Annotated in this window: 21 protein-coding genes and 1 pseudogene; 9 read left to right on the top strand and 13 right to left on the bottom strand. The window is 56.2% G+C overall.

Annotated features, from left to right (window positions below; translation table 11 throughout):
- Nucleotides 1–247: 247 nt before the first annotated feature.
- Nucleotides 248–877 (bottom strand): TetR family transcriptional regulator, encoded by a 630-nt coding sequence (locus tag G3O06_RS17990; protein ID WP_205816980.1) that lies wholly within the window; start codon nucleotides 875–877, stop codon nucleotides 248–250.
- 132 nt (nucleotides 878–1009) lie between these two features.
- Between G3O06_RS17990 and G3O06_RS17985 the strand changes: the two genes are divergently transcribed.
- The gene (locus G3O06_RS17985; RefSeq protein ID WP_205816979.1) at nucleotides 1010–2092 is read left to right on the top strand and encodes an alkene reductase; all 1083 of its coding nucleotides are present in this window, start codon (nucleotides 1010–1012) and stop codon (nucleotides 2090–2092) included.
- 67 nt (nucleotides 2093–2159) lie between these two features.
- Here the strand turns inward: G3O06_RS17985 and G3O06_RS17980 are convergent, their stop codons facing one another.
- Nucleotides 2160–2327: a hypothetical protein gene (locus G3O06_RS17980; RefSeq protein ID WP_205816978.1), complete on the bottom strand. Its 168-nt coding sequence runs from the start codon at nucleotides 2325–2327 to the stop codon at nucleotides 2160–2162.
- 564 nt (nucleotides 2328–2891) lie between these two features.
- On the opposite strand from G3O06_RS17980, the gene G3O06_RS17975 reads away from it, so the two are divergent.
- A complete protein-coding gene (locus G3O06_RS17975; protein WP_205816977.1) occupies nucleotides 2892–3698 on the top strand; it encodes an SDR family oxidoreductase in 807 nt (268 codons plus the stop codon).
- Nucleotides 3699–4147: 449 nt separating this feature from the next.
- Here the strand turns inward: G3O06_RS17975 and G3O06_RS17970 are convergent, their stop codons facing one another.
- Complete coding sequence (locus tag G3O06_RS17970; protein WP_346779535.1) at nucleotides 4148–4702, bottom strand: MarR family transcriptional regulator; 555 nt, start codon at nucleotides 4700–4702, stop codon at nucleotides 4148–4150.
- A 685-nt stretch (nucleotides 4703–5387) separates the two neighbouring features.
- Between G3O06_RS17970 and G3O06_RS17965 the strand changes: the two genes are divergently transcribed.
- On the top strand, nucleotides 5388–6335 hold the full coding sequence (locus G3O06_RS17965) for a 2-dehydropantoate 2-reductase (protein ID WP_205816976.1): 948 nt from the start codon (nucleotides 5388–5390) through the stop codon (nucleotides 6333–6335).
- 270 nt (nucleotides 6336–6605) lie between these two features.
- Here the strand turns inward: G3O06_RS17965 and G3O06_RS17960 are convergent, their stop codons facing one another.
- The 4 genes and pseudogenes from G3O06_RS17960 to G3O06_RS49990 all read right to left on the bottom strand — a co-directional run bounded on the left by G3O06_RS17960 (nucleotide 6606) and on the right by G3O06_RS49990 (nucleotide 10009).
- Nucleotides 6606–7073 carry a response regulator gene (locus tag G3O06_RS17960; protein ID WP_205816975.1) on the bottom strand — a complete coding sequence of 156 codons (468 nt, stop codon included), beginning with the start codon at nucleotides 7071–7073 and terminating at the stop codon, nucleotides 6606–6608.
- On the bottom strand, nucleotides 7070–8818 hold the full coding sequence (locus G3O06_RS17955) for an ATP-binding protein (protein ID WP_241020107.1): 1749 nt from the start codon (nucleotides 8816–8818) through the stop codon (nucleotides 7070–7072). The genes G3O06_RS17960 and G3O06_RS17955 overlap by 4 nt, the downstream gene beginning before the upstream one ends.
- A gap of 26 nt (nucleotides 8819–8844) precedes the next feature.
- Nucleotides 8845–9372, bottom strand: a pseudogene (locus G3O06_RS17950) (IS3 family transposase); the annotation flags it as partial.
- 103 nt (nucleotides 9373–9475) lie between these two features.
- The gene (locus G3O06_RS49990) at nucleotides 9476–10009 is read right to left on the bottom strand and encodes a helix-turn-helix transcriptional regulator (protein WP_205816972.1); all 534 of its coding nucleotides are present in this window, start codon (nucleotides 10007–10009) and stop codon (nucleotides 9476–9478) included.
- Between the two features lie 378 nt (nucleotides 10010–10387).
- Between G3O06_RS49990 and G3O06_RS17940 the strand changes: the two genes are divergently transcribed.
- From G3O06_RS17940 to G3O06_RS17930, 3 genes are all read left to right on the top strand, one after another.
- A complete protein-coding gene (locus G3O06_RS17940; protein ID WP_205816971.1) occupies nucleotides 10388–10891 on the top strand; it encodes an SgcJ/EcaC family oxidoreductase in 504 nt (167 codons plus the stop codon).
- Nucleotides 10892–11285: 394 nt separating this feature from the next.
- Nucleotides 11286–11954: a TIGR00645 family protein gene (locus G3O06_RS17935; RefSeq protein WP_241020101.1), complete on the top strand. Its 669-nt coding sequence runs from the start codon at nucleotides 11286–11288 to the stop codon at nucleotides 11952–11954.
- Between the two features lie 398 nt (nucleotides 11955–12352).
- Nucleotides 12353–13189 carry a DNA-binding response regulator gene (locus G3O06_RS17930; protein WP_205816970.1) on the top strand — a complete coding sequence of 279 codons (837 nt, stop codon included), beginning with the start codon at nucleotides 12353–12355 and terminating at the stop codon, nucleotides 13187–13189.
- 100 nt (nucleotides 13190–13289) lie between these two features.
- Here G3O06_RS17930 and G3O06_RS49740 read toward each other — a convergent pair whose 3' ends face one another.
- Nucleotides 13290–13622 carry a LysR substrate-binding domain-containing protein gene (locus G3O06_RS49740; protein WP_205816969.1) on the bottom strand — a complete coding sequence of 111 codons (333 nt, stop codon included), beginning with the start codon at nucleotides 13620–13622 and terminating at the stop codon, nucleotides 13290–13292.
- Entirely contained in the window at nucleotides 13567–14286 is a 720-nt protein-coding gene (locus tag G3O06_RS49735) for a LysR family transcriptional regulator (protein WP_205816968.1), read from the bottom strand. The genes G3O06_RS49740 and G3O06_RS49735 overlap by 56 nt, the downstream gene beginning before the upstream one ends.
- Nucleotides 14287–14668: 382 nt before the next feature.
- Between G3O06_RS49735 and G3O06_RS17915 the strand changes: the two genes are divergently transcribed.
- Nucleotides 14669–15352, top strand: a complete 684-nt coding sequence (locus tag G3O06_RS17915; protein ID WP_205816967.1) for a TetR/AcrR family transcriptional regulator — start codon at nucleotides 14669–14671, stop codon at nucleotides 15350–15352.
- On the opposite strand, the gene guaB is transcribed toward G3O06_RS17915, so the two are convergent.
- Entirely contained in the window at nucleotides 15337–16797 is a 1461-nt protein-coding gene (guaB, locus tag G3O06_RS17910; protein ID WP_205816966.1) for an IMP dehydrogenase, read from the bottom strand. The genes G3O06_RS17915 and guaB overlap by 16 nt on opposite strands.
- Nucleotides 16798–16987: 190 nt before the next feature.
- Between guaB and G3O06_RS17905 the strand changes: the two genes are divergently transcribed.
- The gene (locus G3O06_RS17905; RefSeq protein WP_205816965.1) at nucleotides 16988–17164 is read left to right on the top strand and encodes a hypothetical protein; all 177 of its coding nucleotides are present in this window, start codon (nucleotides 16988–16990) and stop codon (nucleotides 17162–17164) included.
- Between the two features lie 750 nt (nucleotides 17165–17914).
- Complete coding sequence (locus G3O06_RS17900) at nucleotides 17915–19108, top strand: SGNH/GDSL hydrolase family protein (protein WP_205816964.1); 1194 nt, start codon at nucleotides 17915–17917, stop codon at nucleotides 19106–19108.
- A gap of 498 nt (nucleotides 19109–19606) precedes the next feature.
- Here the strand turns inward: G3O06_RS17900 and G3O06_RS17895 are convergent, their stop codons facing one another.
- From G3O06_RS17895 to G3O06_RS17885, 3 genes are read right to left on the bottom strand one after another with little or no spacing between them, the layout of a single operon-like run.
- Nucleotides 19607–20413 (bottom strand): oxidoreductase, encoded by an 807-nt coding sequence (locus tag G3O06_RS17895; RefSeq protein WP_205816963.1) that lies wholly within the window; start codon nucleotides 20411–20413, stop codon nucleotides 19607–19609.
- A gap of 30 nt (nucleotides 20414–20443) precedes the next feature.
- Nucleotides 20444–23584, bottom strand: coding sequence for an efflux RND transporter permease subunit (locus G3O06_RS17890; protein ID WP_205816962.1), 3141 nt, complete (start codon nucleotides 23582–23584; stop codon nucleotides 20444–20446).
- Nucleotides 23581–24696: an efflux RND transporter periplasmic adaptor subunit gene (locus G3O06_RS17885; protein WP_205816961.1), complete on the bottom strand. Its 1116-nt coding sequence runs from the start codon at nucleotides 24694–24696 to the stop codon at nucleotides 23581–23583. The genes G3O06_RS17890 and G3O06_RS17885 overlap by 4 nt, the downstream gene beginning before the upstream one ends.
- Nucleotides 24697–24743: the final 47 nt, after the last annotated feature.

The following is a 24743-nucleotide window of genomic DNA, read 5'->3' as shown; positions in this document are numbered from 1 at the left end:
TTACGGCAAGACGCCGATGCGCACTTTCCTCGATTCGCTCGAACTCGCCAAGGAGAAACTCATCCCCCATTGATGACTCGTTCTTTGTCGGTCCGACTACCTGTCAGATCGAGTCCCGGCTAATACAATTACTACGACTTTGGGCGAGCGTGCACGATCGCTGCCGCTTGAGCCTATGGGTTCCCGCCTGCTTTGCACACTTTGTCAGCGGACTCTCCGACATCTCGGTGCGCCACAGGTGACCGCATCATTCCGGCCTCTCCGACGCGCCGATACCATGATTGCTCGCAGGTTCGCCAGCGGTCCCCGACGGGCTCATTGACGCTAGAATCTCGTCGCGGCAAACCGCAAGGATTTCGTCGACCAGCGGCGAATCGTCCGGGCAGGCGCGCGACATGACAATGGCACCGACCGCTTGCGCCAGTATGCCGAGAGATCTCGCTCGTGCCTGACTCGGGTCCATACCGTCCAACGCACTGCCCTCGGGGCTCAATGCAGCCAGCACGCGCTCAATGCCAGCCGCAAATGTGGCCCGAACTGCCTCCGGCTGACGCGCGGCATCCCCGCCCAGTGCGGCCATCGTACAACCGGTTGCGCGACTGTCGCGGTGCTCTCGGGAAAGGTAGTACCGCACAAATTCAGGCGCGTCCACGCCCGCGCTCAGCGCCACGGTTTGCGCGACACCACAGGCGGCCGACTCCGCCATCAAATCAGCCTTGGAGTGGAACTGCTTGTAGAAGCCGCCGTGGGTAAGGCCGGCGGCGGCCATCAGATCGGCAACACCAATCCCATCGTAGCCGCGCTCCCGAAATAGCCTAGACGCCGTCTCGACGACGCGCTCCCGGTTGGCCTGTGCCTGTGCCTTGGTGATCTTCATTTCTTGACCACTGTGAGTGCGTATCTGCGAAGGCTTCATTATACATTGATGCTGATCGTCATCAAAACCTTGACATCTAAGATTATGGTCATCATTATTGATCGCGCCACCAACTCCGGAAACTGACGCACCATGAGCGACAAGACACTTTTCAAGCCCTACGCCCTCGGCCACCTGACACTCGCCAACCGCTTTGTCATGGCTCCGCTGACCCGCAATCGCGCAGGCGCGGGCTTGGTGCCCAGCGAACTGGCCGCGACCTACTATTCCCAGCGAGCCTCGGCCGGCCTCATCATCACCGAAGCCACTCAGGTGTCTGCCCAAGCCCAGGGCTATCAGGACACTCCCGGCCTCTACACACCTGAGCAGATCGACGGCTGGCGCAAGGTCACCGAGGCTGTGCATGCCAAGGGAGGGCTCATCTTCGCGCAACTCTGGCACGTCGGCCGTGTTTCGCACGTCGATGTCCAGCCTGGCGGCGCTGCACCGGTCGCGCCTTCGGCGATTCGCGCGGAGACAAAAACCTTCGTCAACGGTGGATTTGTTGACGTGTCCCAGCCACGTGCGCTGGCGCTTGTCGAATTGCCGGGTATCGTGAACGATTTCCGTCAGGCTGCGGCCAACGCTATTGCAGCTGGCTTCGACGGCGTCGAGATCCACGGTGCCAACGGCTACCTGCTGGAGCAGTTCATCAAGGACGGGGCCAACCAGCGCACTGATGCTTACGGCGGCTCGATCGAGAACCGTGCCCGCCTGTTGCTGGAAGTTGTCACTGCAGTGGCGAAAGAAATCGGCGCCGGTCGCACCGGTGTGCGCATCTCGCCAGTGTCGCCGGCAAACGGCATCTCAAGCAGCGATCCCCAGTCGCAGTACGACTACATCGTCGGGCAGCTCAGCGCGCTGGGCATCGTGTATCTGCATGTGGTCGAAGGGGCGACTGGCGGCCCACGTGATGTCGCACCGTTCGACTACGACGCGTTGCGCCGCCGGTTCAGGCAAACCTATTTGGCCAATAATGGCTATGACCTGGAACTCGCTACCGCCAGACTCAACGAGGGAAAGGCAGACCTGTTCGCCTTCGGTCGCGCATTCATCAGCAACCCGGATCTGGTTGAGCGCCTGAAGACCGGCGCACCATTGGCGCAGCTCGACGCCGCTACGCTCTATGGTGGCGGCGCTGAAGGGTACACCGACTACCCGAGTATTGTCGCCTGAGGCGCGCGCTGCTTGCATCCCCGCCTGAACCATTCTTGCAAAGGAAATCACGCTCCGACCGTGGTCATCAACGGCGCCTGCTCTGGCGCTCGACGCTATCAACGCCGAGCGCTTCGCCGGCCACGACCTCGGGCCGGTCGCGCGCCAGCGTGGAGAAATCGGTACAGCACTTGAAGTGCTCCAGCCTGATCTGCCCCAGCCTGTGGGTCCGGTCGCAGTCGAAGCTCGCCTGCAAGGCGACGCTCGCAGGTCAACAACGCTGGCATGGGGCAGACCGGTGGCTTCGTGAAGCGGATGTCTGAGGGCATCGAGCGCCTGACACACTCAACACCGCGGCGCTGACGCGGCTCGCTCTGCGTTTCACGCAGTCGTGAACTGGAGCGATCGTCAGCATGACGGGAACAACGATTCACGTGAATGGTGGGTGGGCCCTAATGGCCTGACACATCACGGCAAAGTATCCATCTCTCAGCACTGCACTAGTGCTGCCGAGTTCAACACCTAAATATCTGTATTACGCAGGATCAATCAAATGAAGACAGTCGTTGTCGCCGGCGCAGTCGGGATCATCGGCCGAGCCGTGATTTCTCACTTCGACCAGCTTCCTAACACCAAGGTGATCGCCGTTTAGCGACGCAAGCCGGACTACCCTACTAAGGCCGAACACATTCCTGTCGACCTTCTGGATGCCGAATCGTGTCGGGCCCTTCTAGGTGATCGAAAGGACATCACGCACATCGTTCATGCCGCATACCAGGAAAAGCGGACACAGGCTGAGCAGGTTGGTCCCAATCTCGTGATGCTCGAGAACCTCGTACGTGCAGTAGCCAACGCCTCACCGGGGCTGCACCATGTGACCCTGATGCAGGGGACTAAGGCCTACGGGCCACATCTCGGTGCATTCAGCACTCCGGCCAAAGAGTCCGATCCGCGACACATGCCGCCGAATTTCTACTACAACCAGGAAGACTTTCTGCACGCAGCCTCGCAAGAAGCATCCTGGACGTGGACTGCACTCCGGCCGGCAGGCGTTATCGGGATGGCAGTTGGCAATCCCATGAACCTGCTGATGGTCATCTCGGTGTACGCGGTGATTTCGAAGGCATTGGGGCTGCCTCTGGTTTTCCCGGGCACGTGGGAATCGTATCAGTCCCTCTTCCAGGTGACTGACGCGCGGCTTCTGGCCCGTGCTACGGAATGGGCCGGCGAAGAACCAGCTTGCGCCGGACAGACGTACAACATCACAAACGGTGACTTCTTCCGTTGGTCGCGTGTGTGGTCTGTCATCGCAAAGTTCTTCCAGATGGAAGTAGGTGCCCCGCTGGCGATTAACCTGAACGAAATGATGGCAGACAAGGGGGATCTGTGGAGCAAACTCGTCAATCGCTTCGACCTGCTGCCTACTGCGTTTGACAATCTCGCTCGCTGGGGATACGGCGACTTCGTCTTTAAGGCACCCTATGACAATCTCTCAACCACGATCAAAGCCCGAAAGGCAGGATTCCAAGACTGCATCGACACCGATGAAATGTTCATCGAATTTTTCACGATGCTTCAGAATGAGCGAGTAATCCCAAAAGACCTGTCCAAGCTTGGGCCGGCGTAAGTAAGGCTGTCTGGCCTTCAATCGTTCTCCCGGACACGTCAGTTAAGCTGATGTAGTCCGACAACGACGAAATGAGCAGGCTAAGAAGGCACTTCACTGACGAATTCAAACGGGAAGCCCGTGCGACGGTGCAAAGAACCCAGCGCATAGGTCGGCAGATTGCCCACGACTAGGTATCGGCGATAGCGTATTACGTCGCTGGGTCCGGCAAGCAGGCGATAACGATGGAGCGCGACACCCTAAAAAAGCGCTCGGCTACTTTGCGAAAAACCCGGAGTGAAGTAAGCCGGGGAAGCTCAACAGCGTGGTGTCTGGCCGACCCGAGTGATGTGCCGGCTGCTCGGAGTCTCGTATAGCGGCTTCTGTGAATGGTTCGGCCGCGCCCCCGGTAAACGCGTCGCGTAATCCTCAACTAAGGAGGGACATCGGCCATCCGCGACCTACACCACTCACGGTTCGCCGAAGGCAACCGCGAATTCGTCCGAATAAATCTCTGCTAATTCGACACGCAGCGCGGTGGCACGTTCGGCGCCGTATACCACCTCGAAGCGGCTTTGAGCCCTACGCCACAGTAGGTTGGCTTCAGAAGGTTTGGTCATCCCGGATGCTGTCAGCTCGACGCGCCGGCTTCGGCCATCGAGGTCGTTGGGGCGTTGTGTTAGGTAACCATCGCGTTCAAGCGGTTTGATATTCCGTGCTAGCGTCGACCAATCAAGCACCATCGCATAGGCCAACTCGGCGATGGTTGGATTTCCCGACCGCTCGACATAAGCAAGGATCGCGCGCTGGGCTGAATTTAACCCACACGGCGCCAGCACTACGTCATACAGTTGTGAAAGCCGACGGGTAGCCTTGCGTAGCGCCGTGCCATCGCAGCCGAGCGGATCCTTCTGGTTTGTCAGAGTCATCGTGTGCCACTCGCAGGTTGGCCGGTGAAGTGATATGTTGATGATGTCCCTAGAGACTACGAACATTGTGTTTTCCTGCATGAACACCGCTGCCATGTCGACGTCGGTTCGCTCAGCGAGAGGGAGCAATCACACTAGGCTCATATGTCGTTTATGGTTATATCGTATGCAGGGTCGATTTTTTCAAGTGCTACTAATGCTGCGTCAACGGCTTGGGCGCTACCGGTTTCGCCGGTTGACCGTGCCGGCGATGTTCCAACGACGCCAGCGTGACGTGATGACGGAAATTGTTGTGGCCGGATGTTGCGGCACGTCCGCCATATGCATGAGCTCCGCATTTCTTCCGCGCCGAGATCGGTCGACCGACCCCGAACACAGTCGCTGAGCTGACATCACGGGTGGGCGTCATTCCTGGCCCCTCTGCGGCGATGCGTGCGAATCTCCGTCTTTCCCGCGGCACTCGCACGCCCCCTCGGTACAAACTCGCCCCCATTTGTTGGCGCACCTCGAATTGTAAGGTGCGGGTCTGTGAGGATGGACGAGGCCTGGACGTTATGAATTGATTTGATACATAGATAATTCTGCTCCTCGATTTTCATGACTGTTGCATTATTCGCACCAGTGAGTTCTTGTTTTGTGTATCTATTTAAAATGAAGGTGAAAGTACAGTTGCAGGAATTTTTTTAGCAATCGTACTTGATGGAATTCATAAAAAAACATATTTCCCATAAAGTCAACATTTTTGTCGGTCGGCAATGCAAATATTAACTTGCATCACATCATGAAAGTTTTAATGCTCGGTGCGGGTGCGATTGGTGGATACTATGGCGCTCGACTTATAGAAGCGAACGCAGATGTCACCTTTGCGGTCCGTGTCAATCGTCGACAATGGATTGAAAGCAATGGATTGAAAATTACAAGCGCGCTCGGAGACTTTCACTCAGAAGTTCAGGTAGTCGATAGCAAGCTTATCAGTGAAAAATATGATCTGGTGATACTCACATGCAAGTCTTATGATCTTCATCAGGCTATTGATGCCATTGCGCCAGCTATCGAATTAGGGGCTGTCGTTTTACCATTTGTTAATGGACTGGCGGCATACGATATGCTCGACCAGCAGTTCGGAAGAGCACGCGTGCTCGGAGGTGTATCGTATATTGCGACAACGCTCAGTGCTGATGGTGTAGTTCAGCACGACGGACATAGTGACACAGTTATCATCGGCGCACGTCACCCTGCGCACTTGAAAACTACTCGAAAAATCTACGATCTGATCGCCAAGACAGACGGTCGACGCGAATACAGCGAAAATATAGAACAAGCCCTATGGGATAAGTGGGTCACAATCGGTGCGTCAGCGGCAGTGTGCTGTCTATTGCGTGGCTCGGTTGGTGAAATCATCAGAACCAAGGAAGGTGCACTGTTGGTTTCAATTGCGATTCAAGAGTGCACTGAAGTTGCGCGGCGATCTGGATTTCCACTGTCGCAAGATACGATTGATCGAGTTTTTTCTCGATTACTGGATTGTGATTCAACGTGGTCGCCGTCGATGATGCGCGATATCGAAGTGGGTGCTCAGAAACTCGAGGCGGATGCAATTGTCGGTGACATGGCTTCACGTGCACGCGCACTTGGAATTCCCGTCATACTTATAAGCGCGGCCTACGCGAATCTACAAATTTACCTGGCTCGCAAGGCTCACACTGCTTGGATGGGAAAGTTGGACTAATTGAGATGGAAATGAGGTGGAGAAATTTAGGTTCGGGAGATTTGTGCGGTGTTTGAAGTGTATAAAGACTCGAATGGGTGGTATTTCGTGGATATCTTAAATATCACTCACTCGCATGAGTCTCCCGCGCGGTAGGTGGAGATTAAATTGTAGGCCGCTTGCGGTCCGTACTTGCGGGTCACTTTAATGATGTTTGTACGAAGTCCGTGACGCCTGTGTCCGTGCGTTCATCACGTTGACCGAAGCGCTAACTTGTGTGGCGACTGACTCCTAGCTAGCATTTCTGAATGGCGTAGCTAACATCCGGCTGTCTGGTGACAATGAGCGTAGTCGCTTATAGAGAACGCGGGTCTCAAGGAGGTTCCAGACTCGCAGCATCGCCTCGATTGCGTCGAAGGGCTTGGTTAGAAAGTCCTTCGCTCCGAGCGATAGGGCGCGACGCTTTGCTTCGGTCGTGGCGTCTGCAGTGATAACAAGGACTGGTCGAAAATCATATGGATCGCCTCGCCTGTGTAGTTGCTCCAACACGGCGTAGCCATCGAGGTCGGGCATCATGAGATCCAGGATGACCAGGTCCGGATCAAACGCGGCATACATGTCCAAGCCCTTCTGAGCATCTGTCGTTCCAATTACATGCGACAACCCTTCTCTCCCGAGCACATCTTCCAAGAGCCTGAGATTCGCCGGCTGATCATCAATAAGCAACACACGCGAAGCCAAAAGTTCTTCTTCTGTCATGTCAAGGTTTCATCCAGTATGGTGTAGAAGGCTTTCAAATCCAGAGGCTTCGTGAGGTAAGCGGTCGCGCCGGCCGTACGCAGCCTTTCAATGCTGTCTTGCAGCGCATCTGCACTCAGGATGACAACCGGGATGGCCGACAACCCTGGTGACGTACGAATCACGCGGAGAATTGCTTCTCCGCTCTGGCCTGGAAGATTGAGGTCCAACAAGATCAGGTCGGGAGGTGAATCATGTACAAGCTTGAGTGCCTCATTGCCGTCTCGCGCGGTGATAAGCTTCAGGTGCGGGCGCCGCATCAGCAGAGTCTCGACAAGGACCAAGTTCGAGTCATCGTCTTCGACACAAAGCACGGTTCGCTCATCCGGCGTTACATTGGGCACCATGTCGGACGAGGATGCTGCGGCGTCCATTTGCGTCGAACTGGAGATTGCGGCACGAGGAAAAGTCAGTTTGAAGGTGCTTCCGCTTCCAGGCTGCGAGTCGACATCGATTTGACCACTCATCTGCTGCATTAGGCTTTTCGATAGCGCAAGGCCGAGACCAATTCCATCTCGATTGTGGCGTTCAGCGCCAAGCCGGTCGAACGGTGTAAACAGACGCGGCTTCAGATCTACTGGGATACCTGGCCCACCATCGACTACATCGATAACCACGCCCTGCTCGTCGGACGATACATCGATTCGAACCCAGCCACCATGCTGGTTGTACTTGATGGCGTTCGACAGAAGATTGAGTACTACTTGAGACGCGCGCTGTCGATCGGCGAGTATCGCCAACGACTCATCGACCGATGGTCCTTGCACTCTTATCTGACGCTTGTCAGCGAGTGGCGTCACTAAGGCGATTGCTTCAGACAGTAATCCATCGACGTCGATTGACTCTGACTCAACCGGCAGTCCTCCAGACTCGATTCGAGCGATGTCGAGTACGTCGTCAATCAGCGTTAACAGGTGGCGACCCGCACGAACGATATGTGAGGCTTGCTGCTGTTGCTGGGGGTCGCCCAAATCCCTCTCAAGCAATTGGGCAAATCCGAGAATCGCATTCAACGGTGTGCGCAATTCATGGCTCGTTCGTGAAAGAAAGTCCGTTTTCGCCCGATTTGCCGCTTGCGCTGCCGCTGCCCGGGTGGCCAATACCGCACTCGCGCGCTCTAGGCGATCGGAAAGCTGTCCGAGCTCATCGGTTGCGGGATCGCCAGGAAGCAGTGGTAACTCACTTGCCAATCGTTCAGCGTTATCGGTAGCACGCCGAACTCGCCGAACCATACGTATTGTGAAGATTAGTATCGCCGCGCTGCCGGCGAGTCCAACAAGCGCGGTCGCAGCATTCATCAGAGCATTTCGACGGATGGCTTCTTTCACCTCAACGGTGCGCGCCTCAACCAGTGCGGCCTCGCGCTCGTTCATTGCGCGTATCTCGCCGCGGAGTTGATCCAGAACCTCCTTGCTCGCGAGCAAATGTTCACGCAGGTCTTCAGAAGTCGTGCCTCGCAACTCGCTCAACTCATCAAGGCTGGAAAGCTTGAGTTCTATAAGCGGAATGACGCGTTGTGAGCGCGAGACCTGCTCCGGGTCACGAACATTGGCACGAAGTGCGTCAAGTGTTGTAGGAAGCTGCTGACGTGCGTTTCGGTATGGGATCAGGAAATCATTCCGCCCTGTCAGCACGTAACCTCGAACTCCTGTCGCACCGTCTTCAATTAACGTCAGCAGTGTTTGGATGTCACTTTGCACCTTCATGGTGCGCAACTGACCCGCCCCCGGTTTTAGTCCGGACCGCAGTTAGAGTCCAAGGTTAAAAACTGCTGCTTTGCATCGTGCGCCCGGGCGAACTGCACGGGTGTCAGATAAGCGAGCGAACTATGAGGCCGCTCGGTGTTGTACTCGATACGCCATTCCTCAATCAGCCGCCTGGCGTGGCGCATTGAGACGAACCAGTGCTCGTTCAGGCATTCATCTCGGAACCGCCCGTTGAAGCTCTCGATATAGGCATTTTCCACCGGCTTGCCAGGCCGAATGAACGACAGCGTGACACCGGCTTCGTAGGCCCATGCATCCAGCACCTTACCAGCGAACTCCGGCCCGTTGTCGACCGTGATGGATGCGGGTAAGCCTCGCATCTCCTTGAGCCGCTCAAGCACTTGCTGCACTCGTAAGCCCGGCAGCGAAGTATCAACCTCGATGGCCAGGCACTCGCGCGTGTAGTCGTCGACCACGTTCAGGCATCGAAACCGCCGACCATAGGCCAGCCCGTCAGAAACGAAGTCCATCGACCAGCTCTGATTCGGGCCTGTTGGTATCCGGTGACAAGCGAACCTACGAGCATCAGCACAGATATGCCGATTACGACTACGCCTTTACGAACGAGCGTCCAGCCCTGCCCGGGAATCAGTCCCATCATTCACCATAGCCGTAATCTGCTGCTCGCACGGCCGCTTGAGTGCGATCCTCGAGGCCGAGCTTATGGAGGATACGTTCAACGTGAGTTTTAACCGTGCCGGCCGCGATGCCGAGCTCATCGGCCATGGCCGCATTCGTCAGCCCTCGAGGCAACAGCGCAAACACTTGTAGCTCGCGGGGCGTTAGCAAGTTGAGTTTGTCATCGACGACAGGTTGTAACCCTCCACCGGATAGCGCGAGCAAAGCAGCGCCGAGCATCACTCCGATCACTCGAAGCGCATCAAGGTCTTCCTGACTTGGAGTAGCCACTTGGCGCTTGCTGACAAGTACAAGCAAGCCACCGTTTGTGCCACCGAAGCGCAACGGGACAAGTATTTCCGTACCCTCGAGTGCGGCTTTCCCAAGGCCTAGCCGGCTTGCGGCTCGGTCGCGCACGAGTGGTTGCCCGCCATTGTGCGAGATAACACGCATTACGCCGTTGTCTACCGGCGCTGCTCCCTCGGGCAATACTTCGCCGAGGCTGTAGCGCACGATCGGCGCGTGCCCGTCCAAGCCAATTACAAGTCCTTCATCGAACGACAGCAGATCGAGGGAGAATCGCAGCGCGTCGTGTAGAGGATTCCCGCAAGCTCCGCCAGATCCTAACGCGGCAGCGACACCGGTTAGTGCGCGCAAACGGGCATTGCCACCCTCGATCTGGCGATAATTTTTCCGCGTTGTACGCGCGGAGGCCGGCGACTCGGATGGAGCGTCCATCTCACAGATAGCAGAGCAAAGTTGTGCCGATTATATGCCGAGCGGCATACGGTCGGTCTGCCTATCGGCAGATGCGGAACGCGAACGCGGCAAGCAAACTGGCTCCAACGCTCAAGTAAGGCGTTCAGTCATCCCGTCCTAAGGAAATCACATATGTTGAAGCACATTGTTCTGGCCTCTGCACTGACTCTTGTTGTTCATTCCGTCACGTTCGCCAAGGAGGCCGAAACGCCTGTTGTTTACTCAGGTACCGCCGCCGCTCCTGCCGATGCCCGGCAAGCAGAAATCGCGCAGTTGTTTGATCGCTGGAACGCGGCGCTCGCGACTGGGAGCCCTGACGAGGTTACGTCGCTGTACGCGAGCAACGCGGTGCTCGAGCCGACCTTGTCGAACCAAGTACGCACAACTCCAGAGGAAATCCGAAAATATTTCACGGGCTTCTTGAAGCAAAAACCGCAAGCTGTCATCAACTACAGGCAGATTCGGATCCTGGACGACAACGTAGCGCTCGACACGGGCGTCTACACGTTTAATTTGACCAGGGACGGCAAGCATCGACAGGCGCAGGCCCGCTATACGTATGTGTACGAGAGGCTGAACGGCGAATGGAAAATCATCAATCACCACTCCTCCGCGATGCCGGAATCGAAGGGCTAACATTCGCAGCACATCCGACACGTCGGATGTGCTGCGTCATAGCACCTGTCACCCAACAGCGCCTCGATTTGGAATGAATCCCCGATGAAGACTCTCGTCGACATCCTCACCTCGAGTGATGCCGGTGCGTCGTACGGATGCCGACTTCAGCGATCCCGTGCATCGTTAGTGGTCGGTTTTGATTGAGATGAAAACCGTGCAAAGCAACCCAAAGCATGGCCTGACTGGGGTGATCGAAACTACTTGGTCGGGGGGGGCTTGGTCGTGAAGAAGGGGCTCGCCATTCCATGTGGCGTATCGCGAAGTTTTCCATTCTTGTCGTGCGTATAGATGCCACCATCTCGGTTAGAATTATCCGTCGAAACGGCCGCCAGAACGGGAGCGCACTGAGACGATGCATCAGCCTCCGATGGAAGTAGGATGCACTGTGCTGGGGCGTACTTACGTTGCCGGCACAATCCAACGCATTGAAAATAAGCTCCCTATGCAACAACGAAAATTACTGGAAGTAAAGCTGGAAAGGTTTCTGTTCAACTCGCGTTGGCTGCTCGCGCCGTTTTACATTGGCCTTGTCCTGTCACTTATCATGCTCTTAGTGGCATTCGTTGGTGATCTCGTTCATTTCTTACCCAATATCCTATCTGCAAGCCCTGAGGAGATTATCCTTGCGGTACTTACTCTCATTGACCTCTCGTTGGCTGGCAATCTCGTTGTAATAGTCATGTTTTCGGGGTACGAAAACTTTGTGTCGAAGATCGACACGGGTACGAGCGAGGACCGCCCGACGTGGATGGGGACGCTGGACTTCTCGGGTCTTAAGATGAAGCTTATCGGCTCGATCGTCGCAATTTCCGCGATCTCGCTCTTGCGCGCATTCATGAAGATGACCGAGCCTGGAGTTGTCTTGGATGAGGCGCGTATCCGTTGGCTCGTAATTTTGCACGTCACGTTCGTAGGATCCGGTCTCCTCTTCGCACTCATGGACTTGGTGGCCGCTTATGCGGAAAAGTACAGCACCCATCAAGCAAGTACCGGGAAGCATATCGACAAGAATAGCGTGTGATTTCAATGCCTAATCAAGAGTGAGTCTCGTCATTTGGGTGTGACTGTCGTACCATTTGGCTTGACGAATTTCTGCACGTTACGTCTCAACGTCATCGCGTTACATCTGGAGCGGGAACTTGACGCAATCGTCATGCTGGCGGTGATTGTACGTCGCTGCTCACTCTCGCGCGGGATCGTCGTCGATAAGCGCTGTGCAGTTACACGGTGTCCTGGCTGGTATCGGAGATTTCGTACGCGTATAGGCGACGCCCCGTCGGTCAACGTCGGGGAGGCTCGACAGAAATCCCCTCAGAATCGTCACATTCATCTCTAGTCTCGATCTATAATTTTCTAGGAATCGTTTCGTACAGCGATGCTTTCTGTCGGATAGTAATATCTTGGAACGCGTTCGCAACCATGCCATCCCATTCGTCTAGCCCGGCGTTGCGCTCTACATCGGATCTCGATGACGCACATATTCTTATCGTCGACGATCGACCGAGTGATTTGCGGCTTCTAACTGAGATCCTGCGTGCTGCGCGGTGCAGGATCAGCGTCGCATTCGACGGATTGCAGGCTTATCGTCGAGCGGAAGCGATTTCCCCTGATCTAATTCTGATGGATGTTCGGTTGCCGCGCATGGATGGTTTCGCTGCATGCCGGTTGCTAGCGTCGACGCAGTCCACGCAGTCTATTCCTGTGATTATCCTGACTGCTGCGGCCGATCTCCAGGACCGCATCACAGGGCTCGAAACCGGTGCGATCGATTACATCGTCAAGCCTTTCGAGCCTGCAGAAGTTGTTGCGCGAATTCGCAACCATCTAAGGCGTGCACGACGCAGTCGGCCGTTTGCACACTTACCAGAATTGCCCGACAACCCCGACGTGGCCCTTGTGCGTGCGGCGACAAATTTGCTGTTACGCGACCTGCGCTATCCGCCTGCACTGGACGATCTCGCCAAGCAGGTAGGTACGCACGAGAAGCGCCTCTCGCGAGTGTTTCGAGAAAATCTAGGTCAGACCGTGTTTGAATATTTGCGCGACATGCGTCTGCGTGCCGCAATGCACTTTCTTTCGGATACGTCGATGGGGATCGACGATATCGCAGACGAAATCGGTTTTTCCACACCCGGAAATTTCGCGACGGCATTTCGCGAACGCTTCGGCGTCGCACCGTCTGTTTGGCGGCGCCAGCACCGTGCGGTTGACGTGCGAATCGAGCCAGGGGAGGAGCAAGGTGGTGTACAGGGTTAGGCGCTGGAAGTGCCGCTTGACGCATCACCGGTTATTGCCAAGTTGGTGAATGCATCGGAGCGGGAATGGAGGATTGCAAGATGAGGTGGCGGTACTGCCGTTAACCGGAACTGTAAAGCGACGGAGCGTTGCCGCCAGTGCTAACTGGGGTTGATTCAAATGGGTGGTGAGAAGCCTGTTCAAGCAGCCAGTTGGTCAGTATCGCAATATCTGGTTCGGTACTGGCATCCGGATTCCTGACGATCACGTAGTTGCCTGATGCGACCGCACATTGCGAGAACAATTCAACAAGTCGCCCTTGTTCCAGAAGTAAGTCGACTAGTGGTCGCCGTCCGATTCCGATTCCATGTCCGTCGACGACTGCCTGCACGAGATGGTCATACTGGCTGAAGCGAAGTGCGCCTGCGGGGCGGAGGCCTGGTACGCCGAGCATCCTTAGCAGAGGGGTCCCATGCGTACCAGGGCCATTCCCCCCGCGGATCGTCGAGGTGCAACAGCACGTGCTTCTCCAGATCCGATGGCTCTATTGCCGGATATTCTCGATATTTTCTAATAAGATCCGGACTACATACGGCTACGACACGCTCACTAAGCAATACCTGTGTATTGTCGAGCGATGCATGCGGACCTGTATATCGCACGGCCACATGTAAGCGCTTGCGTTTAAGGTCCTCAACTTCACTCGTTGCGGACACTCGCACGTCGATGTTCGGATGGCTTGTGCGGAACAAACCGAGGCGAGGAATTAGCCAGAGCGCCGCGAATGACACGGTAGTCGAAAGTGACACCGAGTGCTGGTCGACGCTCGATGACAACTTTGTGATCACCGACTCCAACTCGGACAACACGATTGAGGTTGCTTCGTATAGTTCGCGTCCCTGCTCGGTCAGTGCCAGCGAACGAATGTACCGATGAAAGAGCTCGATCTGAAGTTGCTCTTCGAGTGCCTTGACTTGACGGCTTACTGCCGACTGCGTCACGTTCAGTTCCTGCCCCGCACGCGTAAAGCTCAGATGGCGCGCTGCGCATTCGAAACCTCTCAGGAAATCTAGCGACGGTAGACTCCTCAGTTTCTTCGGAAGTCTTGCATTAGCCATACCCGCACCAAAATAATGTATTCGCCGATGCGCAAGTCGTCATGCGCCTCGTCGATGTTACCCGCCTCGTATGGTTTGGTAAAATATATGTTTCATTATTTTTGTTTTGATGTGTGACGACCGTATTTAAAATATAAAAATCTCCACAATCTTTAACTACAATTAAATTTTGGCTTCCAAAAGCCGTAAATTATTTGTATCGAAAATTCCATCGAGATTTGCTCAAGCCATCACTGCCGTTTGCGACATGGTTCTCGCCTGGGCGCTGGCCTGTAACCCTAACCAAGCAGAGGTTCGACCGTCGCGATCGCTCTGAGCTATCATGTAGATGTTCCCGACTTGATCGATATGATCAAAAATTCCAGAAATTTTTACGAGCGCCATGAGATACAGCAACGAACACAAAGTCCAGACGCGGGCCAAAATTCTTGAGGTTGCCTCAGCGGAGATGCTTGTACACGGCGCAGCCGGTATCAGCATTGCCAACGTGATGGCGGAAGCCGGGTTGACGCACGGGGGTTTTTATGCCCACTTCAAATCGAAAGACGATCTTATTGCCGAAGTCATACGACACACCTTTGATTCACGCTACGCCTATTTAATTTCCGATGTGAGTGACTCTGACCCTGCCGAAAAACTTACAAATTTTATCGATACTTATCTGTCGATCCGTCACCGGGACGACCCCAAGAGGGGCTGTCCAGTGCCGGCATTGGCAAGTGAAACTTCGCGTCTTTGCACAATGGCGCGCACCCGTTTTCATGAAGGAGTTTCGCGCTTGAATGCAAGCATCGCGGAGTTGCTCGTGCAGCTAGGTGAGAAAGATCCAGCAGGACTCGCCAGTTCGATCCTCTCGGAGATGTTCGGCGCACTTGTAATTGCGCGCGCTTCGACCAGTCGGAAGGAAGCGACCGCAATACTCGCTGCATCGAAACAGCGAATCATGCAGCGCTTGGGATTGCAGTCCAAGGGCGGTGTTGGTGCAAGTACGTCGGGCACGCAGAAACGACATACGACCAGCCTGCTGCCGACCGGGACCAAAAAGCGGGCTTACTCTGCACGATAATTTGGTGCCTCTCGTGTTATTTGAACATCATGAACATGCGACTCCCGCATTCCAGCCGATGTGATTTGCACATACTGAGCAGTGCGACGCAGTTCATCTAGTGACCTGCAGCCGCAATAACCCATGCCTGAGCGGATGCCGCCCAGCATCTGGAAGATGATTGATGCAATGGGACCCTTGCAAGCAACCCGTCCTTCAATGCCTTCGGGTACCAATTTATCGATGTTCGCAGAATTGTCCTGAAAATACCGATCGGCAGCGCCATCCTTCATTGCGCCCAAAGAGCCCATTCCTCGATACGCCTTGAATTGTCTTCCTTGATATAGAAAAGCATCCCCCGGCGCTTCGTCCGTTCCGGCAAACAAGCTTCCCATCATCACTGCATGCGCTCCGGCAGCAAGCGCCTTGACTGCGTCTCCGGAGAAGCGAATTCCGCCGTCGGAAATAAATGGAACGCCCGTGCCTTCGAGACCGCGTGCTACCTGCTCGATCGCGGTGACTTGCGGCACACCAACACCAGCCACGACACGAGTCGTGCAGATCGACCCTGGACCGATTCCCGCTTTGACGCCGTCGGCGCCATGCTCCACAAGGGCCCTTGCTCCTTCCGCGGTCGCGACGTTGCCCGCAATAATATCGATTTGCGAGTAATTCTTCCTGATCCAGGCAACTCGGTCCAGTACTCCTTTACTGTGCCCATGAGCGGTATCGACCACAATTACGTCCACGCCAACTTGGACGAGTGCCTCAACTCGCTCTTCGACATCGTGACTCACGCCGACAGCAGCCCCAACGCGGAGCCTTCCCAGCGCATCTTTAGTCGCTGCAGGATGGTCAGTTTGGTGCACGATATCCTTCACTGTCATTAGGCCGAGAAGCTCATCGTTGTCGTTCACGACTATGACTCGTTCAATTCGGTTTCGATGCATGACAGAACGCGCATCCGCGAGTGTGGTTCCAGGTGCGACTGTCACAACCCGTGCGCGTTGAGTCATGACCGCACTGACAGGCTGCCCAGGATCCGATTCGAATCGCAAATCACGATTCGTGACGATTCCGACAAGCCGGCCACTAGCCACGACGGGGAATCCTGAAACGCCTCGCGATGCAGCAAGTGCGCGCACCTCTCCTACGGTCATCTCCGGAGCGACCGTCAATGGATCCCGGACCATGCCCGACTCAAACCGCTTGACCTTTGCGACCTGTTCCGCTTGGCGCTCGGGAGTAAAATTCTTGTGAACGATTCCTATCCCGCCATGCTGCGCCATCGCGATTGCCAGTCGTCCCTCCGTTACGGTATCCATTGCGGCAGATACAAGCGGCACACTGAGCCGTATGTTTCGAGTAAGTGACGCCGAAAGATCGGCGTCACGGGGCAAGATTTCGGAGAACCCCGGGACGAGAAGCACGTCATCGAATGTAAGAGCAACTCCTAGCAGTTTCACATAACCTCCCGGCGCCCGATGGCGCGACCACTACCGTCATAGTATGATATATAACATACTATGCGCTGGATAAGACACTTGTCGCGTAGCGATTTGTGGGTGTGAACTTTGGGGTCTGTTGCGCATGCCCTACCGTGTACCCAGGAGTTCACAGGGCAACTTCGCAGGCATCAATCACTAGGAAGCGAGCATGGACGAGCATTCAGCATTGGAAGACCTGTCTGTACTTGCGGCAACCGGACAGGCGGCAGAACTTTCGCGTAAGTGGCTGACCTTTTTTGGTGCGGACAGCATGCGAGATCTGGATATTGGCATGCTCGAGGCGATCGCTGACTATGTAAGGCGAGGCGCGACCCCTCCGAGCTAACAATCATGCACGCCCTTGCGAGTTTCGACGACATCAAATGCATCGCTCGGATACCATTTGGGTGCACACCGGGTACCGGCGTATCTCTAAGATCCACGGATCCCGTCACACCGTTTACATAAGCATTGCAAAATGCTCGCATCCGATTTGCGGCGACTTCGTACGCGGCCACCCGTCGGCTCCACCCTGGCGGCAGTCTGTCGAAACGAGCGCGGGCAAACGCGTTAGAGAGCTTGGATGGGCTTGCATCGCGACGGATCATCGTTGACTTACGGAACGTCTACTCAGGCACACGTGCTCACTATGCTGCATCGGCGCCACGTTGACGTATCGGTGGATATCGCATGTGAATCGAATGTTGTCTCCTCGATTTATGAATGTCTTCAGGCGGAAGCTTGTCGAGCAGCCAACATATGAACAATTCGACGTCCGTCGTAGCAGAGTAATTGTTGCCGAGCCAGAGAATTCATTGTGAACTGTCTGCACCGACGAGGATGTGAGACACCGTTATCGCTCTTGCTTCGACACTGAGAGGTGAGATTTACCGAATTCCTTTGGTCCAACTGGATTGGAGCTGCCAGTGGCGATCCGTGTCAGGATCGCGTCAGTTTACTAAGCAATCCTTATCATTGCATCCGATTCGAGGTGCATGAATTGAAAATAAGCTTAGGAGACGAAATGCTGACAGAATTATTTCAACCAATCCTTGGACGCCTTCGGCCGCTCCGTTCTGCGGTTGTCGGAGCTGCAATGGCAATGCTGGTGTCTGCCTGCGGAGGGGTCGACGGTCCCCCGAGTACCTGGGTAGCGACCTGGTATGCCGCGCAGCAGGACTATAACGAAGCTATTCCGGGCACCGCGGCGCCTCAGCCCATCGTCATATCAAATCAGACCATTCGACAAATTGTGCATACGTCGTATGGCGGCGGGCAGATACGTGTAAAACTGTCGAATCTCTTCGGTAGCAGCCCTGTTACGTTTTCGGCTGTACACATTGCACGAAGTAATGGTAGCAGCACAATCGATGTAACGACGGATCGTGTTGTGACGTTCGGCGGTGTCAATCAAATCACTGTTGCGCCTGGCACGGAACAGTGGAGCGATGCGATAGGTTTGGCAATTCCGACCCACTCCGATCTCGCAGTAAGCGCATTTGTTGCGGGAGTAGCACAGTGGGCTACAGGCCACACACTTGCTCGGCAGAACAATTATATTGCATCCGGCAATCAAGTTAGTGCGGTAGCCCTGAATGCGGCTTCCGTGACCACTTCGTACGGTTGGTTAAATGAAGTTGACGTTTTGTCTGCAGAAAATGTAAAAGTTGTCGTCACATTTGGAGATTCTATTACCGATGGCTATAACTCGACGGTTGGCGCGAATCATCGATGGCCGAATTTTCTTGATGATCGCTTGCAGGCAGCCCCTGGAGGCACTGCCCCGATAAGTATAGTCAACGCGGGGATTTCCGGGAACCGTTGGTTGCACCAAGTAATAGGGCCGGCCGGTCAAGCCAGATTTTCACGAGACGTCATTGGTGTGTCTGGCGCGACCCATGTTGTAATACTTCTCGGTATCAATGATATTGGCTTCGGTTTACTCGCGCCGGACCAGGCGGTTACGGCTTCTCAAATAATCGCTGCAATAACCGAGGCAGTCTCCCAAGCGAAGGCTCAAAAAATGAAGGTGTTTTTAGCAACACTGCTCCCATATGAGGGCGCCGCATATTACAACTCAGATGGGGAGGCGAAGCGCCAGGCTGTCAATGCATTTATTCGTTCACAACCTGAAGTGGACGGGATAATAGATTTTGAAAAGGCATTGCAGGACCCTTCAAATCCATCGGCCTTGTTTCCAGCATATGACAGCGGCGATCATTTGCATCCAAATGATGCTGGATATCAGGTCATGGCAAATTCTATAAATTTGAATTTGTTTTATGATTGAGTAGATTTGTCCTTGTTATGCAAATAGGGCCGACCTCGAATGAACGAGCGTCGGCCAATCTACAATCAACCAATTCGGGATGATGCTAGGAAAAATGCAATCACGCTTAGTTTTGTAGTGTTACAAGATAGCAACGCTATCCTGACTGTAACCTGCCTCAAGATATGAGCAGTGAGTCGCGGAGACTGCCTTTGCTGATGGTTCGTGTGCAACGTATCCCGCATTGCGGACGTCAAATTGGGGCAAATCGGCGGATCAGAGCGGACTGGCCGTACACCGTTACCTGACTAGACCTAGAGGGAAGTTCATCGGTTCTGCAGAGATGTCGCTGAAAAACCAGCAGTCGATCCAAGTAAACGTTGAGGCAAGCGCCCTTGCCCTGCCCTCCTCGCCTCGGTTTCGACCATCAACGAGGCATATTGTGAAGGCAGGGAAAGGGACGCAATCAAATCAACCCGAGCATCGAACTCTGTGCGATGTGAGGTTCAGATGAGTGTTTTAGCTCAGCCCGAATGTCTTTCTCAAGCTCGCATCGACGGGGCCTGCCGGCATGAAGCGCCGCAATTTGCTCAAGAGAGAGGCTTGACCGGGCGGCGTGCGACGCATGCGCCAAGCGCCAAGGGCACCCTCAACGATCGTGTTTGCGACGCTATCGGGCTGAGGTGCTGCGTTGACGTTGTCGGCGACCGCGCGTGCCGCAAGCGCACGGTCGCGGCCATAGTCCGCGATCCTCCCACGGGTCTCGGGCGCATTGATATCTAGATTGGTTCGGGTAAAAGATGGCTCGACTAGCGTCACGCGGACACCGAACTGACGCACTTCATGATCCAACGTTTCGGATAGCCCCTCGACGGCGTGCTTGGACGCCGAATAGACGCTCATATACGGCGCCGGCAGAAAGCCGAGCACCGAACTGACATTGACGATACGCCCGCCGCGTTGTGCTCGCATGTGAGGGAGCACCGCCTGTATCGTACGCAGGATGCCGAATACGTTGGTGTCGAATAGCGCGGAAGCTTCGTCGACAGATGTTTCTTCTACACTTCCAGAGATGCTTGCCCCGGCATTATTGACAAGCACGTCGATGCGCCCGGCACGATCAATGATGGTCTGGATGCCGGATTGAACCGAAGCATCGATGCGGATATCGATCTCGACCAGTTCAACGCCGGCCACGGGGAACGTCTTGGCGATGTTGCGCACGGTGCCAAATACACGGCACCCATGTTTAACGAACTTTTCCGCGGTTGCTCGCCCGATGCCCGACGAAACGCCGGTGACGACTACGACTGTGGAATTCGACATAAGAGATATCGTGGTGAATAGATGAAGTCTTCAATTGGACACTTCAAGAGTGTCCTTCAGGGTCGGTTCGGCAGGCGATGTCGGCTCATGCCGACCTTTACGCGAGTCAGCGGTATCGTCGGGACGGATCTTGAACCAGATCGAGTACATGGCCGGCAGGAACACCAGAGTCAGAATTGTCCCGGCGAATGTTCCGCCGATCAGCGTGTAGGCCAGGGTTCCCCAGAACACCGAATGGGTCAGAGGAATGAATGCGAGAACCGCGGCCATGGCCGTCAGGATCACCGGACGTGCACGTTGCACGGTGGCTTCGACAACCGCATGGAATGGATCTAGTCCCGCATGTTCGTTCTGGTGGATCTGTCCGATCAGAATCAGTGTGTTGCGCATCAGGATGCCCGACAGCGCGATTAGGCCGACTAGCGCATTGATGCCGAATGGCTGCCCAAACAAAATCAACGTCGGTACCACGCCGGTTAGGCCGAGCGGACTGGTCATGAATACCATCACCATTGCGGAGATCGAGCGGACCTGGAAGATGATGATGACCAGCGTTACTGCCAGCATGATCGGAAACAGCGGCGCCATGGCCGTTGTCGCCTTGCCCGACTCCTCGATGGAGCCGGCTTGCTCGATACGATATCCGCTGGGCAACTTGTCCATGATCGGCTGAAGCTGCTTGGTGATAGCGGTCGAGACATCCGGCGGTTGCAGGCCGTCGGCGATGTCGCCGCGCACCGTGATCGTCGGCACGCGATCACGCCAGCGCATAATCGGCTCTTCCATTCGCACGTCGACCGTGCCAACCTGCGACAGCGGGATGCGTTGCCCGTTGGCGCCGGCCAGCGTGAAGTCGCTGAGTCGGGCCGGGTCGAGGCGCACGTCGCCAGCCGATCGCGCCATGACCTGTACGGTTCGAATATCCTCGCGTACGGCAGTGACGGGTACGCCGGTGAGTAGGAACTGCAGTTGTTGCGCGACAGCACTGGACGTCAAGCCCACCGCCTGGAGGCGGTCCTGTTGCAACGTAAAGTGCAGTGTCGGCGAACGTGTACCCCAATCGGCATTGACTGTGCGCATCATCGGGCTGCCGACCATCACGTGCTCAACCTCTGCCGAGATACTGCGCAACTTGTCAGGATCGGGGCCGGTGATCCGGTATGCCACCGGGAAAGGCGAATACGGACCGAATACGAGTTGTGTCACGCGCACACGCGCTTCGGGCGCAAGGCCGTCGGCGATGGTTCGCCGCAAGCGTTCCTTCAACGCCTCGCGTTCGTCCTGGCTGTCCGTGCGTACCACGATCTTCGCGAACGACGGATCGGGCAGTTCCGGTCCCATCGCCAGATAAAAGCGTGGTGCACCTTGCCCGACGTAGGCTGTGACGATCCTGGCTTCCTTTTGTTTGGCAAGCCAAGCCTCAACCTTTGCCGTGGCGGCACTGGTTTGCGAGATCGACGCTCCGTAAGGCATCTGTACCTCAATCAGCACTTCGGGCCGATCGGAGATCGGGAAGAACTGTTTCTTGACGACCGCCATACCGAGGATGGCGAGCGTAAAGAGACCGACGACCGTTCCGGCGACCAGCCATTTGTGTGCGATCACGCGCGCGAGCAACTTGCGAAAGCGGTTGTAGCGCGGGGTATCGTACAGCGCGTCGTGGCCGCCTTCGACCTTCTCAAAGGCGGGCAGCATTTTCACGCCGAGATAAGGCGTGAAGACTACCGCGACGACCCACGATGCGATTAGTGCGATACCGACGATCCAGAACATGTTGCTCGTGTATTCGCCGGCTGAGGAATGCGCGAACCCGTTGGGCATGAAGCCGACCGCAGTTACCAAGGTGCCCGACAGCATCGGCGCCGCGGTATGGCTCCACGCATAGGCAGATGCGGCTAGGCGGCTGTAGCCCTCCTCCATCTTCACCACCATCATTTCGATTGCGATGATCGCGTCGTCGACGAGTAGCCCGAGCGCGAGGATCAGCGATCCGAGGGTGATGCGATCGAAGTTTTTGCCCGTTGCTGCCATCACGACGAAGACAATCGCCAACGTCAACGGTACAGCAGCGGCAACGACGAGGCCCACGCGCCAGCCCATGCTGACAAAGCATACAAACATGACCACCAGCAGCGCGGCGAAGAACTTGATCATGAACTCGTTGACCGCCGAACTGATGTTCACAGCCTGATCCGTGACCTTGGTCAGGCTCATGCCTAACGGCAGTCCGGCATTGATTGTGCCGACTTCGCTGTCCAGCGCCTTGCCGAGATCGAGCCCGTTCCAGCCGTCGCGCATTACGATGCCCAGCAGCAGCGCCGGTTCGCCGTTGTTGCGGATCATGAACGTGGCCGGATCCTCATAGCCACGCTCGACGGTAGCGATGTCGGACAGCTTCAGCGTGCGTCCCTGCGCGACGATCGGCGTATCGCGAATCTTCTGCAGTTTGTCGAACGCGCCGTCCAGGCGAATGAAGATTTCCGGCCCGCGAGTCTCGACAGAGCCGGCCGGCGTCAGCGCGTTCTGACCATTGAGCGCGGCGAACACGTCCTGAGGGCTGACGCCGAGCGTCGCGAGCCGGTCGTGCGACAGTTGGACATAGATGCGTTCGGCCTGCTCGCCGATGATGTTGACCTTTTTGACCCCCGGCACATGCAGCAGCCGTTGACGCAGCGTCTCCGCGTCGCGTACAAGCAGGCGCTGCGGCTCGCCCTTGGCCTTAAGAGCGAAGAGTGCGAACGTCACGTCAGCATACTCGTCATTGACTATCGGTCCGATGACGCCCGAAGGAAGATTGTTCGCTTCGTCGCCGATCTTTTTTCGCGCTTGATAGAACTCCTCCTGTACTTCCGACGGAGGAGTACTGTCGAGCAAGGTCAGAGTCGTAAAGGCCAGGCCGGGTCGCGTATAGGTCTCGGACCGGTCATACCAGCGCAGCTCCTGCATGCGCTTTTCGATTTTCTCGGCGACTTGATCGTGCATCTCCTGCGCGGTGGCGCCGGGCCATGCGGTGATGATGGTCATCACCTTGACCGTGAACGACGGGTCTTCAGCGCGGCCCAGCTTGAAGAAGGATACGAGCCCGGCCAAAGAGATCAGGCAGATCAGGAACAGGGTGATGGCGCGCTCGCGTACGGCGAGCGCCGACAGATTGAATCGACCTTCGCTCACGGACGGGCCCCCTCGCTTGCCATCGCGATGGCCTGGCTGGATACGCGCACCTGTTCCCCTTCACGCAGCAACTGGGCGCCAAGCGCGACGACGCGGTCACCTTGCTTGAGTGCGCCGGATACGCGGGCGTTCTCGTCATCCAGATGCTCGACAGTAACCGATCGCCACGTAACCTTGGCCGGCTCGCCGTTGATGATCCACACGCCGGGTCCCTTGCCGGCATCCAGTAATGCTCCGATCGGTACTTGCAAGCCGCCTTGCAGTGCCGGGCGCGAATCCGGTATCTCGATCGTGGCGGTCGATCCCAGTGGCGCGGCAGTCAACGCGCCCTGCAAGACATAGCGTGCCTCGAAAGTACGTGTACGGGAATCGGCAGTATCGGAGAGCTGGCGCAGCGTCGCGGGAACGATCACGCCTTGCTTGCCAAATAGCGCAGCCTGCGCGATCGAGCCGACGGCTGGGCGCAGAGTTTCCGGTAACTGGATGACGACTTCTCGGCTGCCGGCATGCGCAAGCCGCACCACAGGTTGGCCCGCGCTGACGACCTGTCCCGGTTCCGCCAGCGTTTCCATGACGACGCCGTCCCCATCGGCAACGAGTTCGGCATAGCTGGTCGCATTACGCGCGACATTGGCGTCAGCCTCGGCGGCGCTGAGTTGGGCTAGAGCGGCATCTGCCGCTGCCTTGATCTGGTCGTAGGCAGATGCCGATATCGCACCGGTGCCACGCAGTTCGCGGTAGCGGTTCTCGTCCTGTGCAGTCTGCAGGGCCCGAGCGCGCGCCGCGGTAACTGCGTCCTGGCGTGCTCGCGCCGCCAGTTTCAGATCGACTGGATCGATGCGCATCAGCGGCTGACCGCGCTTGACCGTTTGTCCGGTGTCTACGAGTCGTTCAAGCACCTTGCCGGAGACGCGAAACCCGAGATCGCTCTGTACGCGTGCGGCGACGGTCCCTGTAAACGAGCGGGAGGCCGGGGCGGCTGCCTGTACGACGGCAGTACGCACGAGGGGAGCCTCGGTGCGCGGGTCGGAAGGCGCCTTCCCACTGCAGGCGACTAGCGCGAATGGCAGTGTGGAGGCGACTGCGGAGAGAGCGAGGCGACGCCGAAGCATGAAAGTCCCATTGATGAAGTGATTGGGACTTTCATTTTGATTCTAGT

The sequence above is a fragment of the Burkholderia sp. Ac-20345 genome, from assembly GCF_017104825.1.
GTDB classification, from domain to species: domain Bacteria; phylum Pseudomonadota; class Gammaproteobacteria; order Burkholderiales; family Burkholderiaceae; genus Burkholderia; species Burkholderia lata_B.
Note: the sequence above shows the minus strand (reverse complement) of the source record. Positions and strands in the feature narration are given on the sequence as shown.

Excerpts from the sequence above, each read along its gene's own strand:
- G3O06_RS17990 (WP_205816980.1), bottom strand. The coding sequence starts at position 877 with ATGAAGATCACCAAGGCACAGGCACAGGCCAACCGGGAGCGCGTCGTC.
- G3O06_RS17985 (WP_205816979.1), top strand. The coding sequence starts at position 1,010 with ATGAGCGACAAGACACTTTTCAAGCCCTACGCCCTCGGCCACCTGACA.
- G3O06_RS17975 (WP_205816977.1), top strand. The coding sequence starts at position 2,892 with ATGCTCGAGAACCTCGTACGTGCAGTAGCCAACGCCTCACCGGGGCTG.
- G3O06_RS17970 (WP_346779535.1), bottom strand. The coding sequence starts at position 4,702 with ATGGCAGCGGTGTTCATGCAGGAAAACACAATGTTCGTAGTCTCTAGG.
- G3O06_RS17965 (WP_205816976.1), top strand. The coding sequence starts at position 5,388 with ATGAAAGTTTTAATGCTCGGTGCGGGTGCGATTGGTGGATACTATGGC.
- G3O06_RS17960 (WP_205816975.1), bottom strand. The coding sequence starts at position 7,073 with ATGACAGAAGAAGAACTTTTGGCTTCGCGTGTGTTGCTTATTGATGAT.
- G3O06_RS17955 (WP_241020107.1), bottom strand. The coding sequence starts at position 8,818 with ATGAAGGTGCAAAGTGACATCCAAACACTGCTGACGTTAATTGAAGAC.
- G3O06_RS17940 (WP_205816971.1), top strand. The coding sequence starts at position 10,388 with ATGTTGAAGCACATTGTTCTGGCCTCTGCACTGACTCTTGTTGTTCAT.
- G3O06_RS17935 (WP_241020101.1), top strand. The coding sequence starts at position 11,286 with ATGCATCAGCCTCCGATGGAAGTAGGATGCACTGTGCTGGGGCGTACT.
- G3O06_RS17930 (WP_205816970.1), top strand. The coding sequence starts at position 12,353 with ATGCCATCCCATTCGTCTAGCCCGGCGTTGCGCTCTACATCGGATCTC.
- G3O06_RS49740 (WP_205816969.1), bottom strand. The coding sequence starts at position 13,622 with ATGCTCGGCGTACCAGGCCTCCGCCCCGCAGGCGCACTTCGCTTCAGC.
- G3O06_RS49735 (WP_205816968.1), bottom strand. The coding sequence starts at position 14,286 with ATGGCTAATGCAAGACTTCCGAAGAAACTGAGGAGTCTACCGTCGCTA.
- G3O06_RS17915 (WP_205816967.1), top strand. The coding sequence starts at position 14,669 with ATGAGATACAGCAACGAACACAAAGTCCAGACGCGGGCCAAAATTCTT.
- G3O06_RS17905 (WP_205816965.1), top strand. The coding sequence starts at position 16,988 with ATGGACGAGCATTCAGCATTGGAAGACCTGTCTGTACTTGCGGCAACC.
- G3O06_RS17900 (WP_205816964.1), top strand. The coding sequence starts at position 17,915 with ATGGCAATGCTGGTGTCTGCCTGCGGAGGGGTCGACGGTCCCCCGAGT.
- G3O06_RS17895 (WP_205816963.1), bottom strand. The coding sequence starts at position 20,413 with ATGTCGAATTCCACAGTCGTAGTCGTCACCGGCGTTTCGTCGGGCATC.
- G3O06_RS17885 (WP_205816961.1), bottom strand. The coding sequence starts at position 24,696 with ATGCTTCGGCGTCGCCTCGCTCTCTCCGCAGTCGCCTCCACACTGCCA.